Genomic DNA, 15,308 nt, shown 5'->3' with positions numbered 1-15,308 from the left:
CTTATTTTACCTCGTTTACAATATTTATCTTGGAAGTCTCTGATAAGAAATCTTGACCTTTTACTACTACTTCATCACCTATTTTAAGTCCATCTATAATTTCAATTTTTTCTACATTTTGTATTCCTGTAGCAACTGTTGTCTTTACTACTCCATCGCCCTTTATGACATATACATATTTTTTGTCATTATCCTCTAAAACTGAATTAAGTGGCAGGGTTATAACTAAATCCTTGCTGTCGGATATAATTCTTGCTGTAACAAACATTCCTGAGTATAAATTGCCTGTATCATTTCTTAGGTTTATTTCTACCGGATAAAGTGCTGTCTGAGCGTCAGCAGATTTTGATAAATTGCTTACTACTGCATTTACGCTAGTACCTTGCCCATCTAATATTATTTCTACCGGTGTGCCAACACCAATTTTGTCAATCAGCTCTTGGCTAACCTGTAATGATACTTTTAAATTTTCTCCATCTGCTATTGTCGCAATCGGTGTGCCTGCTCCTACCGCATTTCCCTCAGAAACCATTAAATTTGTAATAGTACCATTTCCTTCTGCTTTTACTGTAGTGTTATTTATCATATTTTTTATATTTGCTCTTGCCGCCTCTGCCTGTTTTATGGCTGACTCTCCCACACTTTGCGTAGCCTGAGTTACTGTTGTTTGATTTAGATTAAGTGTGCTTTGAGCATTTTGTAGCTGTGTTGTGAGAGTATCAACTCCCATTTGTGCTTTTTCCAAATCTGCTTGAGCTACTGCTCCCGCAGCAAAAAGCTCTTTCATTCTATTTAAATTTGTCTGAGCGTCATTTAATTGTATCTGTAGGCTGTCCACTTGTGCTTTCATTTGATTTATACTGTTTTGTAAACTACCATTTGTACTTAATGACGCATTTGCTTTTGCAAGCTCTATCGCTGCATCTGCCTGCTGTAATTGCACTGTTAAATCTGTATCATCGATTTTTGCAATTATATCTCCCTTATTTACTTTTTGTCCGATTTTTACATATAATTTTTTGATTGTGCCGGATGCCTTTGGCGTAACATTGACATTATTTTGTGAAATTATTTTTGATGAAACATCTGAATATTTTTTTATAGAAGATGTTTCTATTTTAATTGTCTGTACTGCAACCTTCGGTTCTTCCTGTTTTTGTTCTTGCTCTTTGCCTAGACAACCCGATAAAATTATTGACGTTATTAGTGCCATCGCTAATATTTTGGATTTTGTTTTCAATTTATACCTTCCTAATAAATACTATTTCAACATGAAAATAATTGTAAATACATTTATTCAAAATTATTCATAAATAACAAATTTGCACAAAAATTAATTATTTACTACAAAACATGGTTGTGTTAATATATACGATAGTATTATATATCTTATATAAATGTTTGTCTAACTAAAATTTGTGTAAATTATCCTTGATATTACATAATTATAGTTATATAAATTTTTGAATTTTATAGACATTAGCTTAACTTTTTTATAAATTGTGAAGGGTGATTAAATGAACGTATTTTTTATCGGTATTGGCGGCATATCCATGAGCGGACTTGCTATAATATGTAAAAATTTAGGATATACAGTAAGCGGTTCAGACAAAGATGAAACCCCTTTGATACATAGCCTTATCAATAAAGACATTAAAGTATATAAAGGACATAAAAAAGAGCACATAACAAAGGATTTAGACCTTGTCGTATATACAGCCGCTATATCAAAGGACAATGAAGAGCTGGTAGAGGCACAAAATCTAGGTCTAAAAATACTGGAAAGAGCTGATTATTTAGGCGAATTAATGAAAAAGTATGAACATTCCATAGCAATCGCAGGTACTCATGGTAAAACTACAACTACAGCTATGATTACTCAGATTTTTAACGCCTCCGATGATAAACCTACAGCGTTAATAGGAGGTAAATTTAACAGTATCGGCGGTAATGTTGAGCTGGGCGACTCTCAAGTCTTTATAGCAGAGGCTTGCGAATATGTGGACAGCTTTTTGAGATTTTATCCTAAAATTGGTATAATTACTAATTTAGAGCACGACCACCCCGACTATTTCAAAGACTTGGCACAAATAAAACAATCCTTTAGAAAATTTGCCACACAAGTAAAATATGGTGGATATATAATCGCCTGCGGTGACTATGAAAATGTAAAAGACGCTTTAAAAGATTTGGATAGAAAAGTTTATTACTATGGATTTAATACTGACAATGACTTTGTAATAAAAAATATTTCATACGATAACGATGCCGCACCAAGCTTTAGCGTTTATCAAGGCGAAAAACTAATTGGTGAATATAAATTGCAAGTCAAAGGCGAATACAATGTATACAATGCAGTCGCATCGATTTGTTGTGCATATTTATCCAATGTGCCTACAGAAAAAATAAAATCCGCCATAGAAAGCTTTGGCGGTGTTGACAGAAGATTTGAATATTTAGGTGAAAAAAACGGTGTAAAAGTCTATGACGACTACGGACACCATCCGACAGAAGTAAGAGCAGTGCTACAAACTGCAAAAAAAGTTGCAAAAAATAGATTAATAGCAGTGTTCCAGCCCCATACCTACAGCAGGACAAAAAGCCTTTATAACGACTTCGTTGAGGCACTAAAAAATGCAGATATTATTTTATTAGTTGACATTTACGCCGCTAGAGAAATAGACGACGGCACTGTCAGCTCAAAAATGCTTGCAAATTCAATAAACGAGAGTGGCAAAGACGCTCATTATATGCCAAGCTTTGACGCCGCAAAAGAATTTTTGGACAAAAACGCAACCTCAGGCGACCTAGTATTAACACTAGGAGCAGGTCTAGCATATAAAATAGGCAGAAATTATCTAGGACTGCCTGAGGAAAAATAATGTGCAAATTAACAAGTAATAGCCTGTTCATTATTTTTGGTAAAAAATATAACCCTTTTAAAAAAGATATATACTCCAAAAACTCTAACAATAATAACTAATTTACAAACCAAAAACAGCTCCATTTGAATTTTTTTCAAATTGAGCTGTTTTTGCTCATGTGGACAAAGAAGCTTGTGTTTTTCCATTTTGGTGCAAATCTACAATAGTTTTTTTTAAATCTTCGTCATATCTTATTCCTTTGTTTGGCATAAAACCTCCTTGTTTTTGTGTTTATTTTTATGATACATCTTGTCTTATTATTTGTCTACTTTTATAGTGTAGCACCAGGCGTTATTGACATTTTTTGTCATTCACGCCCACATTTTTTATCTAAGATTTTCTATTCATTCACTTCGCAAAAAATCACTTTTTCACCTGCTTTTTCTGATTTTTTTACAGTAAGCTTAAATAGTTGTTCTTCCTCATCTATTACCAGCAAACTCCAGCCTTTTAACTGCACCTCTTCTTTTTCAGATGCATACGCCTCTATAGTGCAATCAGATGTGCTAAATATCATCAGTTTGCCGGCTCTTTTTGGTATGTAGACCTCTCCTACATTCAGCACCGACAAATTACACTGTATATTTTCCTTTACAATTAAATTAAAATCAACTGTATCAAGAGTATTTTCGGAATAGGTTGACCAATCGCCCTTAAAATATTCTACTTCATAAGGCTGGATTGTGGTTTCGTACTTTTGCTTATGGGATAAGTAGATATGCCCTTTTAATGGCAATAAAAATCTTTGATATTCGGTAAAATCACTAAATGTGGAAGATGTATCGGTGAATGTAGCTGATGAAATCCTGAACTTAAAATTTCTTTTTGCAAGTTCTGAATTCTTAGGATAGATATATAGCTGGGTAGTAGCTCCGCCTGACCATTCATTTTTGACAAAAGCTTTTGGTTCTATAATTGTAATTTTCATTAGTCCTCCTATTAAAAATTTAATTAATGCTAACTCCTCATAAAATGCTTTGATTAAAATACGATTAATCTTGAAAATTTCTAGGCAAACAAAGTTCGCCCCTACAATATAGCAAAAAAATACATTAGAAATATTTAATTAAATTATACTTTATTTTACTTAAAATTAATATATCTTATTTATTTCCCACTTTAATCTCCTGCAAATATTTTTTCATAAATTTATATGCTTTTTCTTCGTCAACCTTGGATAGTAATCCCGAGGCTGATAATATATATGCCTTATCCAGCAATAATGTCGGATTTTTTGGAGCTAGGTACATCTCATCAAGCTCCAAGGATTTTTCCAGTATATCCTTGGTATATGGACTATTTACCAGCACACCTCCTGTTGCTATTACATATTTTACTTCTGTCAGGTCTTTGCCTGTTTGTCTGTATATGTATCTTGTTTTAGTGAGTTCTTTTTTAAGATAGCCTATGTGACGATTTTGAGCTGTTTTTGCAGCTATTATCGCCAATGTTTTATCAAAATTCTTTTCTTCGTCATTATCAGGCAGATAATCCGTATGGTTAAATCTATGCTCACATTTTTGTATAGCGTCTTTAATGTCATATTTATCAAATTCCTCTTGCCCTACACTTTCATATAATGACATAGCGGAATACCTCATGCCCATATCACCCTCAACTGTTCTTTTTTCATAGGGTTCTTCCAAAACAGGTGGCAAGATATTTTCCTTGCCTAGATATGATTTAGACACTGAAAATATGTCAGTAGTCGCCCCTCCTATATCGATTGACATTGCATATTTGTCCTCAAATTTTGCAAAGGCAGAGACTGCATACTGCACCGATACCGGTGTTGGTATAAAAATGTCAACTTGTTCGCTGAGCTTATTTATGCCTTTTGCATAAGCTATTTGCTTTATAAATATGTCGCTGATTACTTTTCTAAGTGGCTTGTAATTTACTACATTTGTATTTGGCATAACATTTTCAGTTATAACTGAGCTTATATTTTTTTCGTCTAATATTTTTTTGACTTTTTCATTGGCGAAGGTATTTCCACAAATCACTACAGGTATGTCATTTGTCATATTGGAGATTATTTTTGCGTTGTGTAAGATATTTAGCTCATTTCCTCCATCTGTACCTCCACAAAGCACTATCATATCAGCATTTGTGTGATTGAGCTCCTGCAAGTCTTTTTCTGTCATTTCATAGGAATAGGTGTTTATCACTCTTGCACCTGAATTTAGTGATGCTAGTTTCGCAGCCTTTGTAGTCAGCGTTTCGCTAAATCCTATTGCTACAACTTTTAATCCGCCTGATGCTGAGGAGCAACCCAGCATCTTATCATAGCTTGCATCACATTTTTTTGATAGAGCATTTAATGCGTTGTTAAACCCAAGCATTACATCTGTATCCACTGTTGTATAAGATGCTGCTGAACCAATTAGCTCAAGCTTATCCAAATCTACCAAATTTAATTTTGTATATGTTGAACCCACATCGACCAATAAATATTTCATTTTGACATTTCCCTTCTAAATAATTTCAAATTTTTACTGATCAATTTCTTATATTTATTTAACCATTTGTTTTTTTATTTGCATAAATCAAACATACGCACCTTGAGACTACAAATCGTCAATAATTTTTCATATTTTAATTGATAATAAATGGGTATTTTGTTATAATATTAATTGTAAGTTTTTGTTAATTGACATGGAAATACTGTTTTGAAGTGAAATGGATCATCAGTCCTTTTTTAATAAAACTTACAAAAATGGCTGTTATAATTTATTAATTTTATATTTTATATATTTTATGGAGGGTAATTCATGACCAAACACATGAAAACTATGGACGGTAACACTGCTGCTGCCCACGTATCATATGCTTTTACCGAAGTTGCTGCGATATTCCCTATCACACCATCTTCACCTATGGCAGAAGTTGTTGACGAATGGTCTGCAAATGGTCTAAAAAATATTTTTGGACAAAAAGTAACAGTTACGGAATTACAATCTGAAGGTGGAGCATCCGGTGCAGTTCACGGTTCACTATCTGCAGGTATACTTACTACTACTTACACAGCGTCACAAGGTCTTTTACTTATGATTCCTAATATGTACAAAATTTCCGGAGAATTATTACCTGGAGTATTCCATGTATCTGCAAGAGCACTAGCATCACACGCTCTTTCAATATTTGGCGATCACTCAGATGTAATGTCAGCAAGACAAACCGGTTTTGCTCTACTTTGCTCCGGCTCAGTACAAGAAGTTATGGATTTAGGTGGTATAGCTCACTTAGCAGCTATAAAATCAAAAGTTCCTTTCCTACATTTCTTTGATGGTTTCAGAACATCTCACGAAATACAAAAAATAGAAGTTCTTGATTTCGATGTTCTTGGAAAATTACTTGACAAGGATGCCCTAGCAGATTTCAGAAGTAGAGCTCTTGACCCTAACAAGCCAATCACAAAGGGTACTGCTCAAAACCCTGATATATTCTTCCAAATGAGAGAGGCATCAAATAAATTCTACAATGCTGTACCGCAAATAGTTGTAGATTACATGAAAGAAATCTCAAATATTACCGGCAGAGAATATCACCCATTCAACTACTATGGTGCTCCTGATGCTGAAAACATAATCGTAGCTATGGGTTCTGTAACAGAGGCTACTGAAGAAGTTATAGATTACTTGACAAAACAAGGTAAAAAAGTAGGTATCATAAAGGTACATCTATACAGACCTTGGGTAAAAGAATACTTCTTAGATGCTATGCCTAAGACTGTTAAAAAGATTGCTGTACTAGACAGAACTAAAGAACCTGGTGCTCCAGCAGAACCACTTCACTTAGATGTTCAATCAGTATTCTACGATGAAGAAAAACAACCTGTAATAGTTGGCGGTAGATATGGTCTTGGTTCTAAGGACGTTACTCCTACTGATATCCTTACAGTATTTGAAAACTTAGAATTAGACAAACCAAAGAACAACTTTACAATTTCTATAAAAGATGACGTAACTAACCTATCATTACCGGTTAAACATAGAATATCTGTAGGTCAAGAAGGCACTATCAGATGCAAATTCTGGGGACTTGGTTCAGATGGTACAGTTGGTGCTAACAAACAGGCTATAAAAATAATCGGCGACCATACAGATATGTATGCTCAAGGATATTTTGCTTATGACTCCAAAAAATCCGGTGGTGTAACAACTTCTCACCTTAGATTTGGTTCTACTCCAATAAAATCAACTTACCTAATAGATGAGGCTGACTTTATCGCGTGTCACGTTCCATCTTATGTAAAACAGTACGATGTTATAAAAGGTCTTAAAAAAGGCGGAAAATTTGTGCTTAACTGCCCTTGGTCAGACGCTCAATTAGAAGAAGAATTACCTGCACATCTTAAAAAATATATTGCAGAAAATGATATAGATTTCTATACTATCAGTGCTAACAAATTAGCTGATGAAATAGGTCTTGGCTCAAGAATAAACATGATAATGCAGTCAGGATTTTTCAAATTAGCTGACGTAATCCCATATGACGATGCAGTTAAATATTTAAAAGAGTCTATTGTAAAATCATACGGTAAAAAAGGTCAAAGCGTTGTAGACATGAACTACAAAGCTGTTGACATGGGTTCTGATGGACTACACAAAGTAGACGTACCTGCTGCTTGGGCAAGTCTTGAAGATTTAAAAATTGATACAACAAAAGCTGACGACCCTGAATACATCAAAAATATATTAAGACCTGTAAATGCTCAAGAAGGAGACTCACTTCCAGTATCAACCTTTGTAGGTAGAGAAGACGGTGCAGTACCATCAGGTGCATCTGCTTACGAAAAACGTGGTATAGCTGTTCACGTTCCAGTTTGGGTTGATGAAAACTGTATCCAATGTAACCAATGTTCATTCGTATGTCCTCATGCTGCAATTAGACCATTCTTATTAACAGAAGAAGAAAAGAAAAATGCACCTGCTGACTTTACTACATTAAAAGCTATCGGTAAAGGCTTAGAAGGCATGGAATACAGAATACAAGTAAGCCCTATGGATTGTACAGGTTGTGGAAACTGCGCAGATGTATGTCCAGGAAAGAAAGACCAAAAAGCAGTAGTAATGACTTCATTTGAAAAAGTGAAAGACGAATACACTCCATTATTCCAGTATGGTAATGACGTTATCGGATACAAGGATGATATAATGGATAGGTTCTCTGTAAAAGGCAGCCAGTTCATGCAACCACTTCTTGAGTTCTCAGGAGCTTGTGCAGGTTGCGGAGAAACTCCTTATGCTAAGACAATCACTCAATTATTTGGTGACAGAATGATGATAGCTAACGCTACAGGCTGCTCATCAATTTGGGGTGGTTCTGCTCCTGTATCTGTATACACTAAGAACAAAGACGGCAGAGGTCCGGCATGGGCTAACTCCCTATTTGAAGACAACGCTGAATACGGATATGGTATGGCTATGGGCGTAAAAGCTATGAGAAACAGAATTGCATCTGAAATGAAACAGCTTCTTGATATGGATATCGCTCAAGACGCTAAAGACGCATTCAACGCTTGGATAGATGGCATGAACAGTGCTGAAGATACATTTGCTAAGAAAGATGCAGTTATAGCTGCAGCAGAAAAAATTTCCGGCGAAGGCAAAGAGCTTGCACAAAGCATACTTGACCACAAAGATTACCTTGATAAAAAATCTGTATGGATATTCGGCGGTGACGGCTGGGCATATGATATAGGTTACGGTGGTCTTGACCATGTACTTGCATCAGGTGAAGACATCAACGTAATGGTATTCGATACAGAAATCTACTCCAACACAGGTGGACAATCTTCAAAATCTACTCCTACATCTGCAGTAGCAAAATTCGCTGCATCAGGCAAGAGAGTTAAGAAAAAAGACTTAGGTATGATGGCGGCAACTTATGGCTATGTATATGTAGCTCAAGTAGCTATCGGTGCTAACAAAAACCACTTCTTAAAAGTATTAAAAGAGGCTGAAAGCTATCATGGACCATCTCTAATCATTGCTTACGCTCCATGTATAAGCCATGGATTAAAAGAAGGTATGGGAAGAAGTATAGCTAACGAAGGAAAAGCAGTAGATGCCGGTTACTGGCACTTATACAGATACAACCCTCTACTTGCTCAAGAAGGCAAAAACCCATTCACACTAGACAGCAAAGAGCCAAAAGCATCATTTAGAGAATTTATAGATAAACAAACAAGATTTTCTTCATTAAAGAGGTCTTTCCCTGAAATAGCAGAAGAGCTTTATGCTAGGTCAGAACAAGATGCTAAAGAAAAATATGAAAAATATAAACATCTTGCAGAAGTAGGAAATGAAAATATATAATTTTCAAAATAATCAATAAATTAAAAGAGTCGCAGAATATCCGCGACTCTTTTAAAATACTTTCTAATACTATATTACTTTGAAAATTGTAGCATATATCTTGAAAAGAAATTTATGCTACTACCTTATGCAAAAATTTTTACAATGAAAACTAATGCTACATTTTCTTATGTAATTTAGTATTAGTATTAATGTGGGCGAACAAAGTTCTCCCCTACTTTTTATCTCTGCTAATACTTACTCCCTTTGAAAGTTTTAGCATACATATTGAAAAGAAATTTTGTATAATACTATTTTCTAATAAAAGGCTGGGTACATTAATCTCAGAGTGCTTTTTACTTTGATAGTGCTCTAAGATTAATATATCCAGCCTTATTAAAGTTTTACTATACTACTCCCCTACCCTTGAGCAAGCCACAAAATGGTTTGGGTCTATTTCCCTTAGTTTTGGATTTGCAGCTTTGCATATGTCACTGGTCAGCTCACATCTTGAGGCAAATCTACATTCATCAGGCAGATTTACCGGAGATGTTATTTCTCCTTTTATAAGTTTCCTTTTTGGTTTGTCTTTTGTAACTACAGGCTTTGGTACTGCCTCAAGCAGTGCCTTTGTATATGGGTGGATAGGATTTTTAAATAAATCTGTTGCACTTGCCTTTTCCACCATCTCACCTAGGTACATAACCGCTATATCGTCAGAGAAATATTTTACTACTGATAAATCGTGAGTGATAAATATATAGGAAAAGCCTCTTTCCTTTTGCAGTTTTTTAAGAAGATTTAATATCTGTGCTTGTATAGATACATCTAGTGCTGAGACCGGTTCGTCACATACTATTAGCTTTGGATTTACTGCTAAAGCTCTAGCTATACCTATTCTTTGTCTCCTACCACCATCTAGTTCGTGAGGGTAAGAGTTTACATATCTTTGAGCAAGCCCTACTGTCTCCATAAGCTCTAGGGTTCTTTTTTCTATTTCTTTTTTATCTCTTAGAATTTTGTGCTCTATAATTGGTTCACTTATTAGCTGCATTATACTTTGACGTGGATTTAAAGACGAAAATGGGTCTTGGAAAATCATCTGCATTTGTGTTCTATATTTTCTCATCTTAGCTGGTGAATAGTTTGTGATGTCCTCTCCGTCAAAGACTATTTTGCCACCGGTAGGCTCAATTAATTTTAATATTGTGCGTCCAGTGGTAGATTTTCCGCAGCCGGACTCTCCTACTATACCAAGTGTTTTACCCTCTTGTAGGGTGAAACTGATTTTGTCAACAGCGTGTAGTAAGCCTGAGGGTGTGTTGAAATATTTTGTTAAATTTTCGACTTCTAATAAAGTTTTACTCATTATTTCCCCTCCTTAGTTTAAAGTCCGGATTTTCATAGGCAAAGCACGCACAATGATGCGTTTCAGAATATTTTTTTAGCTGTGGCATTTCTCTTTTACATCTTTCAAAGGCATAAGGACATCTTGGCTCAAAACAGCAGCCTTCAGGTAAAAACATTGGGTCAGGCATCATACCTTTGATAGGCTCTAAGTCCTCTCCTTGCTGTTTTAAATTAGGCATTGAGTTAAATAGTCCTTCTGTGTATGGGTGAAGAGTATGATTAAAAATATCATCGCTTGTGCCTATTTCTACTACTTTGCCTGAATAGATTACTGCCACATCATCACATACCTCCGCCACTACTCCAAGGTCGTGAGTGATTAATAACATTGACATATCTGTATCTACTATTAATTCCTTCATAAGCTCAAGTACCTGAGCTTGTATAGTAACATCAAGTGCTGTTGTAGGTTCATCAGCTATTAGCAGCTTTGGACTACAGGCAAGAGCTATAGCTATTACTACTCTTTGTCTCATACCGCCTGAAAACTGGTGAGGATAGTCATTGGCTCTGCTATCTGCTATACCGACTAGGTTTAGCATTTTTTTTGCTCTAGTCATTGCCTCTTCTTTGGATATTTCATTGTGAAGAAGTAAGCTTTCTGCTATTTGCTCTCCTACAGTCATAACCGGATTTAGTGCTGTCATAGGGTCTTGGAAAATCATAGCAACCTCGTTGCCACGCATTTTCTCCAGCTCTTCCTTGGATTTTTTTAGTACATCTTCACCGTCCAAAAATATTTCTCCACTTTTTATTACTCCCGGAGGATTAGGCACAAGATTTAAAATTGATAAAGCTGTAGTTGTTTTTCCTGCTCCTGTTTCTCCCACTAGCCCCAAGGTGGATTTTTTCTCTATTTGTAAATCAAGTCCATTGATTGCTTTTACTACTCCATCGTCTGTCTCATAGTATACAACCAAATCTTTTATATCTAATATTATTTCTTTATTCATGTTTTCACCTACTTTTTAAGTTTTGGGTCAAGGGCATCTCTTAGTCCGTCTCCAAGTAAATTAAGAGCCAGCACTGTAAACATTATTGCCAAGCCCGGTATTACGCAGATATAAGCAGAGTTTCTGATGTAGTTTCTACCCTCAGAAAGCATTGCTCCCCATTCAGGTGCAGGCGATGGTATACCTATGCCCAAAAAGCTAAGTGATGAAGCTGCAATTATTGTAGTTCCTATTGATAGTGTTACTTGCACTATTATTGGAGATAGACAGTTTGGTAAAATGTGTTTTAGTATAACTTTCCAAGTTGGAAGTCCCATAGCAAAGGCTGCCTCAACATATTCTTGCCCTTTTACTGTCATAACTGCCGCCCTTGCTATCCTAGTAAAGGCTGTTGCTACTGTTACACAAAGTGCAAGAAGTAGGTTTACTGTACTTGTACCAAAAAGTGATACTATTACTACTGCTATCATTATATTTGGTATAGCATATAAAATGTCGTTTGTTCTCATTATGAACTGGTCAACAACTCCGCCATAGTACCCTGCTAAGCTGCCACAAATTATGCCGATTACTAAACCAATAAACACACTTCCTATACCAATAGCTAGAGAATATCTTGAGCCATACATAACTCTTGCAAATATATCTCTGCCCAAATTATCTGTACCAAATAGATGCTGCATAGATGGTCCTTGCAACTTTTGTGCAGGATTTATGCCTATGACATCTGTTTCATAATCAAATACAATGCCTCCACTAATAGCTATCAAGGCAAGTGCTATCAAAAAGAATAGTCCAAGCATAGCACCTTTATTTTTCTTTAATCTTCTCCATACCTCTTGAAGCTGGGAACGGCTTTTAATTTTTTTAGTTTCCATATATTCCTCCCTATTTCTTCTTAACGTATTGAGCTTTTATTCTAGGGTCAAAAAAGGCATACACAAAATCAACCAATAGATTTACTATGCTCATAAGTACACAAGACATTATAATAGCACCGGTTACCATAGGTGTATCCCTTTTTGATATTGAGTCAAAAATTAGTCTGCCTACACCCGGCCAAGAAAATACTGTTTCTGCCAATACTGAACCAGTAAGTACATTACTAAGCTGCATTCCTATAACTGTAATTATAGGTATAAGTGCATTTTTTAGTCCATGGTTAAAAATTACTCTTTTTTCATTTGCTCCCTTAGCTCTTGCTGTGGTCATATAGTCTTGTCTAAGCACATCCAGCATCGAAGAACGTGTTGTCCTAGTGATTAAGGCAGCTAAGCCTAAACCAACTGTGAGTGCAGGCAGGATTACAGATGTAAACCCATGTCTACCGCTGGACGGAAGCCAGCCGAGGTTAAGTGAAAAAAACAGCATAAGCATAAGCCCTAGCCAAAAGTTTGGCATTGATACTCCAAAAAGTGCAAATACCATACCTAAGTTATCTTTCCAAGTATTTTGATGTATAGCTGTATAAATACCAAGGGGTATAGCAATAAATACAGAAACCAATACAGATGTAATCGCAAGCTCCATAGTAGCTGGCAATCTTTGCATATATGTTTTGAAAACATCCTTACCAGTTATGTATGATACGCCCAAATCCCCTTTTAGCATACCGGTCATATATTTTACATATCTCACAATAAATGGCTGGTCCAAGCCTAAGTCTTTTCTAATAAGCTCTATTTGAGCATCGCTGGCATTTTCAGGTGCAAGAGATAGTGCTACATCTCCGCTGGTCATATTCATTGCAGCGTATATCAAAAAAGACGTTACAAAGATAACCGGTATCATTAAAAGTAATCTTTTTAAAAAATAGCGTCCCATTGTCAAACCTCTATTCGCAATCGTCTATTTATAAACGTTTTTATCGTGAATTATCAAATTAATGTAATTATATTCAAAAATTTCATTATTTTCGTATTTTATTTTGTTTAAAATCAAGCCTAATATATAAGCTTTGCTTTTGCAATTTCTTAATTAATTAGAAATGGATTAATTTAATTTTAAAATTAAAAGCAGCATTTAAAACTTAAATTTATATTTAGTTTTAAATGCCACTTTTTTAAATTTATTAAGATAGGATGGTTGTTATAATTTATTTTATTTAGCAAAATTTATCTATTAAGTTTTACTGTTCTACGTAAGCAAATCTCCAGTCGTGATTTCCTCCGCCATATAGGTAAGTGCCTTTTAGATTTTTGTTGTAAGCTATTAACAAATCTTTGATATAAAGTGGTACTTGTGGCACTTGTTCTACCAAGTATTCTTGTAATTGTTTAGAGTCCTCAAGACGTTTTTGAGAGTCTTTTTCTGTAAGAACTAAATCTGTAAGCTCATCTGCTTTAGGGTCAGAGAAATGACTGTAGTTACTCTTAGAGCCTGTGTAGAATAAATCTCTGAATACAAAGTCTACTTTACTGTCTTCGTTCCATCTCCATAGGTATAAGCCTTGAGTTAAGTTTACACATTCGGTTTTAAGTGTAGCAGGTTCTACTGTCTGAATTTCTATATCTAAGCCTATTTCTTTTAGGTTAGCTTGGATAAATTGTGCTACTTGTGAGTAATCAGTTTCGTTGCTTATTAATAGAGGAAGTTTTTCTCCTGGTGTATATCCTGACTCTTTTAATGCTGCTTTTGCTTTTTCAACATCGTAAGGGAAACCAGGCATATCATCGTAGAAACTCCATAGTCCTCTATTTAATACAGTTGTCTGTGGTAAGCCTTTGCCCTGTAATACTACATCGATTATACCTTTTCTGTCTATTGCGTGAGCTACTGCTTGTCTTAGTTTTAGGTTGTCCCAAGGTGCTTTTGTAACGTTAAAGCCTAGGTAGAATAATCTTGTACCCGGTTTTGTGAATACTGTTACGTTTTCGTCCTTTTCCAAATCAGGTAGGTTGTCCATTGATGGGTCAATACATACATCTATTTCGCCATTTTGAAGTGCAATTGCTCTTGTGGATGCCTCTTTTATAGGTTTGAATGTAATTCTTTCGCTAACGCCAGGTTTATCGCCCCAATAATTTTCGTTTTTAACGAATGTAACATATTCGTCAGGTTCCCATTTTTCAAGTTTGTATGGTCCTGAGCCGATTAGGTAAGGCTCTTTCATACCGGATTCGTAAGCTTTTTTAGATTGGATGCTTACTGGTACTGAGGATAGTGATTGAACAAATTCGTTAGAGTAGCTGTCTATTGTAAGTTTAATTGTAAGTGGGTCTACTACGTCTACTTGTTTTAGTCCTTTTAATACGCTTAATTCGTTTTTGAGTCCCATATCGTATGTAAATTTGATATCTTCTGCTGTAAGTGGTGACCCATCAGAGAATTTCATGCCATCGTGTAATTTAAATACAATGTGTGTGTCGTCTTCAAACTCCCAAGATGTACATAGTCTTGGCTCAAATGTACCTTCATTTGTGAAAAATACCAAGGTTTCGTGTGTAAGTTTTAACACTATGTTGTTTACTGCGTCTTGCTGTTTTTGTAGGTCTAAGTTGTTGATGTCGGCAGATGTACCTATGATAAGTTCTTCTTTGTGACCGCCGGATGTGGCTGTAGTTTCTGTTTTTGAAGAGTCTTTTGTACCGCTGTCCTTTTTTTCTCCTGCACCAAAGCAACCAGTCAATAATAGGGTTGCAGAAAGTGCCAGCATTAAAAATTTTTTCATACTGAACCTCCTAGATTAAAAATTAGGTTTATGATATCCTTTTCATAAG

10 protein-coding genes are annotated in these 15,308 nt (G+C 35.4%); 2 read left to right on the top strand and 8 right to left on the bottom strand.

Annotated elements, in window-relative coordinates; all coding sequences use genetic code 11:
- Position 1: 1 nt before the first annotated feature.
- Entirely contained in the window at positions 2-1,240 is a 1,239-nt protein-coding gene (locus BBG48_RS02950; RefSeq protein ID WP_068912613.1) for an efflux RND transporter periplasmic adaptor subunit, read from the bottom strand.
- A gap of 277 nt (positions 1,241-1,517) precedes the next feature.
- Here BBG48_RS02950 and murC point away from each other — a divergent pair, with 277 nt between their 5' ends.
- Positions 1,518-2,882: a UDP-N-acetylmuramate--L-alanine ligase gene (gene murC / locus BBG48_RS02945; protein WP_068912611.1), complete on the top strand. Its 1,365-nt coding sequence runs from the start codon at positions 1,518-1,520 to the stop codon at positions 2,880-2,882.
- Between the two features lie 382 nt (positions 2,883-3,264).
- Here the strand turns inward: murC and BBG48_RS02940 are convergent, their stop codons facing one another.
- Complete coding sequence (locus BBG48_RS02940) at positions 3,265-3,852, bottom strand: HutD family protein (RefSeq protein WP_068912610.1); 588 nt, start codon at positions 3,850-3,852, stop codon at positions 3,265-3,267.
- A gap of 175 nt (positions 3,853-4,027) precedes the next feature.
- Positions 4,028-5,386 (bottom strand): methylaspartate mutase accessory protein GlmL, encoded by a 1,359-nt coding sequence (gene glmL / locus BBG48_RS02935; RefSeq protein ID WP_068912608.1) that lies wholly within the window; start codon positions 5,384-5,386, stop codon positions 4,028-4,030.
- 312 nt (positions 5,387-5,698) lie between these two features.
- On the opposite strand from glmL, the gene nifJ reads away from it, so the two are divergent.
- Positions 5,699-9,247: a pyruvate:ferredoxin (flavodoxin) oxidoreductase gene (gene nifJ / locus BBG48_RS02930; RefSeq protein ID WP_068912606.1), complete on the top strand. Its 3,549-nt coding sequence runs from the start codon at positions 5,699-5,701 to the stop codon at positions 9,245-9,247.
- Positions 9,248-9,638: 391 nt separating this feature from the next.
- Here the strand turns inward: nifJ and BBG48_RS02925 are convergent, their stop codons facing one another.
- The 5 genes from BBG48_RS02925 to BBG48_RS02905 all read right to left on the bottom strand — a co-directional run bounded on the left by BBG48_RS02925 (position 9,639) and on the right by BBG48_RS02905 (position 15,259).
- Positions 9,639-10,595 (bottom strand): ABC transporter ATP-binding protein, encoded by a 957-nt coding sequence (locus BBG48_RS02925; RefSeq protein WP_094754394.1) that lies wholly within the window; start codon positions 10,593-10,595, stop codon positions 9,639-9,641.
- Positions 10,588-11,589, bottom strand: a complete 1,002-nt coding sequence (locus BBG48_RS02920; RefSeq protein ID WP_068912603.1) for an ABC transporter ATP-binding protein — start codon at positions 11,587-11,589, stop codon at positions 10,588-10,590. The genes BBG48_RS02925 and BBG48_RS02920 overlap by 8 nt, the downstream gene beginning before the upstream one ends.
- Positions 11,590-11,597: 8 nt before the next feature.
- Positions 11,598-12,467, bottom strand: a complete 870-nt coding sequence (locus tag BBG48_RS02915) for an ABC transporter permease (protein ID WP_068912601.1) — start codon at positions 12,465-12,467, stop codon at positions 11,598-11,600.
- Positions 12,468-12,477: 10 nt separating this feature from the next.
- On the bottom strand, positions 12,478-13,413 hold the full coding sequence (locus BBG48_RS02910) for an ABC transporter permease (protein ID WP_068912600.1): 936 nt from the start codon (positions 13,411-13,413) through the stop codon (positions 12,478-12,480).
- 304 nt (positions 13,414-13,717) lie between these two features.
- Positions 13,718-15,259, bottom strand: a complete 1,542-nt coding sequence (locus BBG48_RS02905) for an ABC transporter substrate-binding protein (protein ID WP_068912598.1) — start codon at positions 15,257-15,259, stop codon at positions 13,718-13,720.
- Between the last annotated feature and the right edge of the window lie 49 nt (positions 15,260-15,308).

This window comes from Criibacterium bergeronii, from assembly GCF_001693775.2.
In the GTDB taxonomy this organism is placed as follows: domain Bacteria; phylum Bacillota; class Clostridia; order Peptostreptococcales; family Filifactoraceae; genus Peptoanaerobacter; species Peptoanaerobacter bergeronii.
Note: the sequence above shows the minus strand (reverse complement) of the source record. Positions and strands in the feature narration are given on the sequence as shown.

What these genes read in the sequence shown, in the direction of transcription:
- murC (WP_068912611.1), top strand. Translation starts at nt 1,518, where the DNA reads ATGAACGTATTTTTTATCGGTATTGGCGGCATATCCATGAGCGGACTT.
- BBG48_RS02940 (WP_068912610.1), bottom strand. Translation starts at nt 3,852, where the DNA reads ATGAAAATTACAATTATAGAACCAAAAGCTTTTGTCAAAAATGAATGG.
- glmL (WP_068912608.1), bottom strand. Translation starts at nt 5,386, where the DNA reads ATGAAATATTTATTGGTCGATGTGGGTTCAACATATACAAAATTAAAT.
- nifJ (WP_068912606.1), top strand. Translation starts at nt 5,699, where the DNA reads ATGACCAAACACATGAAAACTATGGACGGTAACACTGCTGCTGCCCAC.
- BBG48_RS02925 (WP_094754394.1), bottom strand. Translation starts at nt 10,595, where the DNA reads ATGAGTAAAACTTTATTAGAAGTCGAAAATTTAACAAAATATTTCAAC.
- BBG48_RS02920 (WP_068912603.1), bottom strand. Translation starts at nt 11,589, where the DNA reads ATGAATAAAGAAATAATATTAGATATAAAAGATTTGGTTGTATACTAT.
- BBG48_RS02915 (WP_068912601.1), bottom strand. Translation starts at nt 12,467, where the DNA reads ATGGAAACTAAAAAAATTAAAAGCCGTTCCCAGCTTCAAGAGGTATGG.
- BBG48_RS02910 (WP_068912600.1), bottom strand. Translation starts at nt 13,413, where the DNA reads ATGGGACGCTATTTTTTAAAAAGATTACTTTTAATGATACCGGTTATC.
- BBG48_RS02905 (WP_068912598.1), bottom strand. Translation starts at nt 15,259, where the DNA reads ATGAAAAAATTTTTAATGCTGGCACTTTCTGCAACCCTATTATTGACT.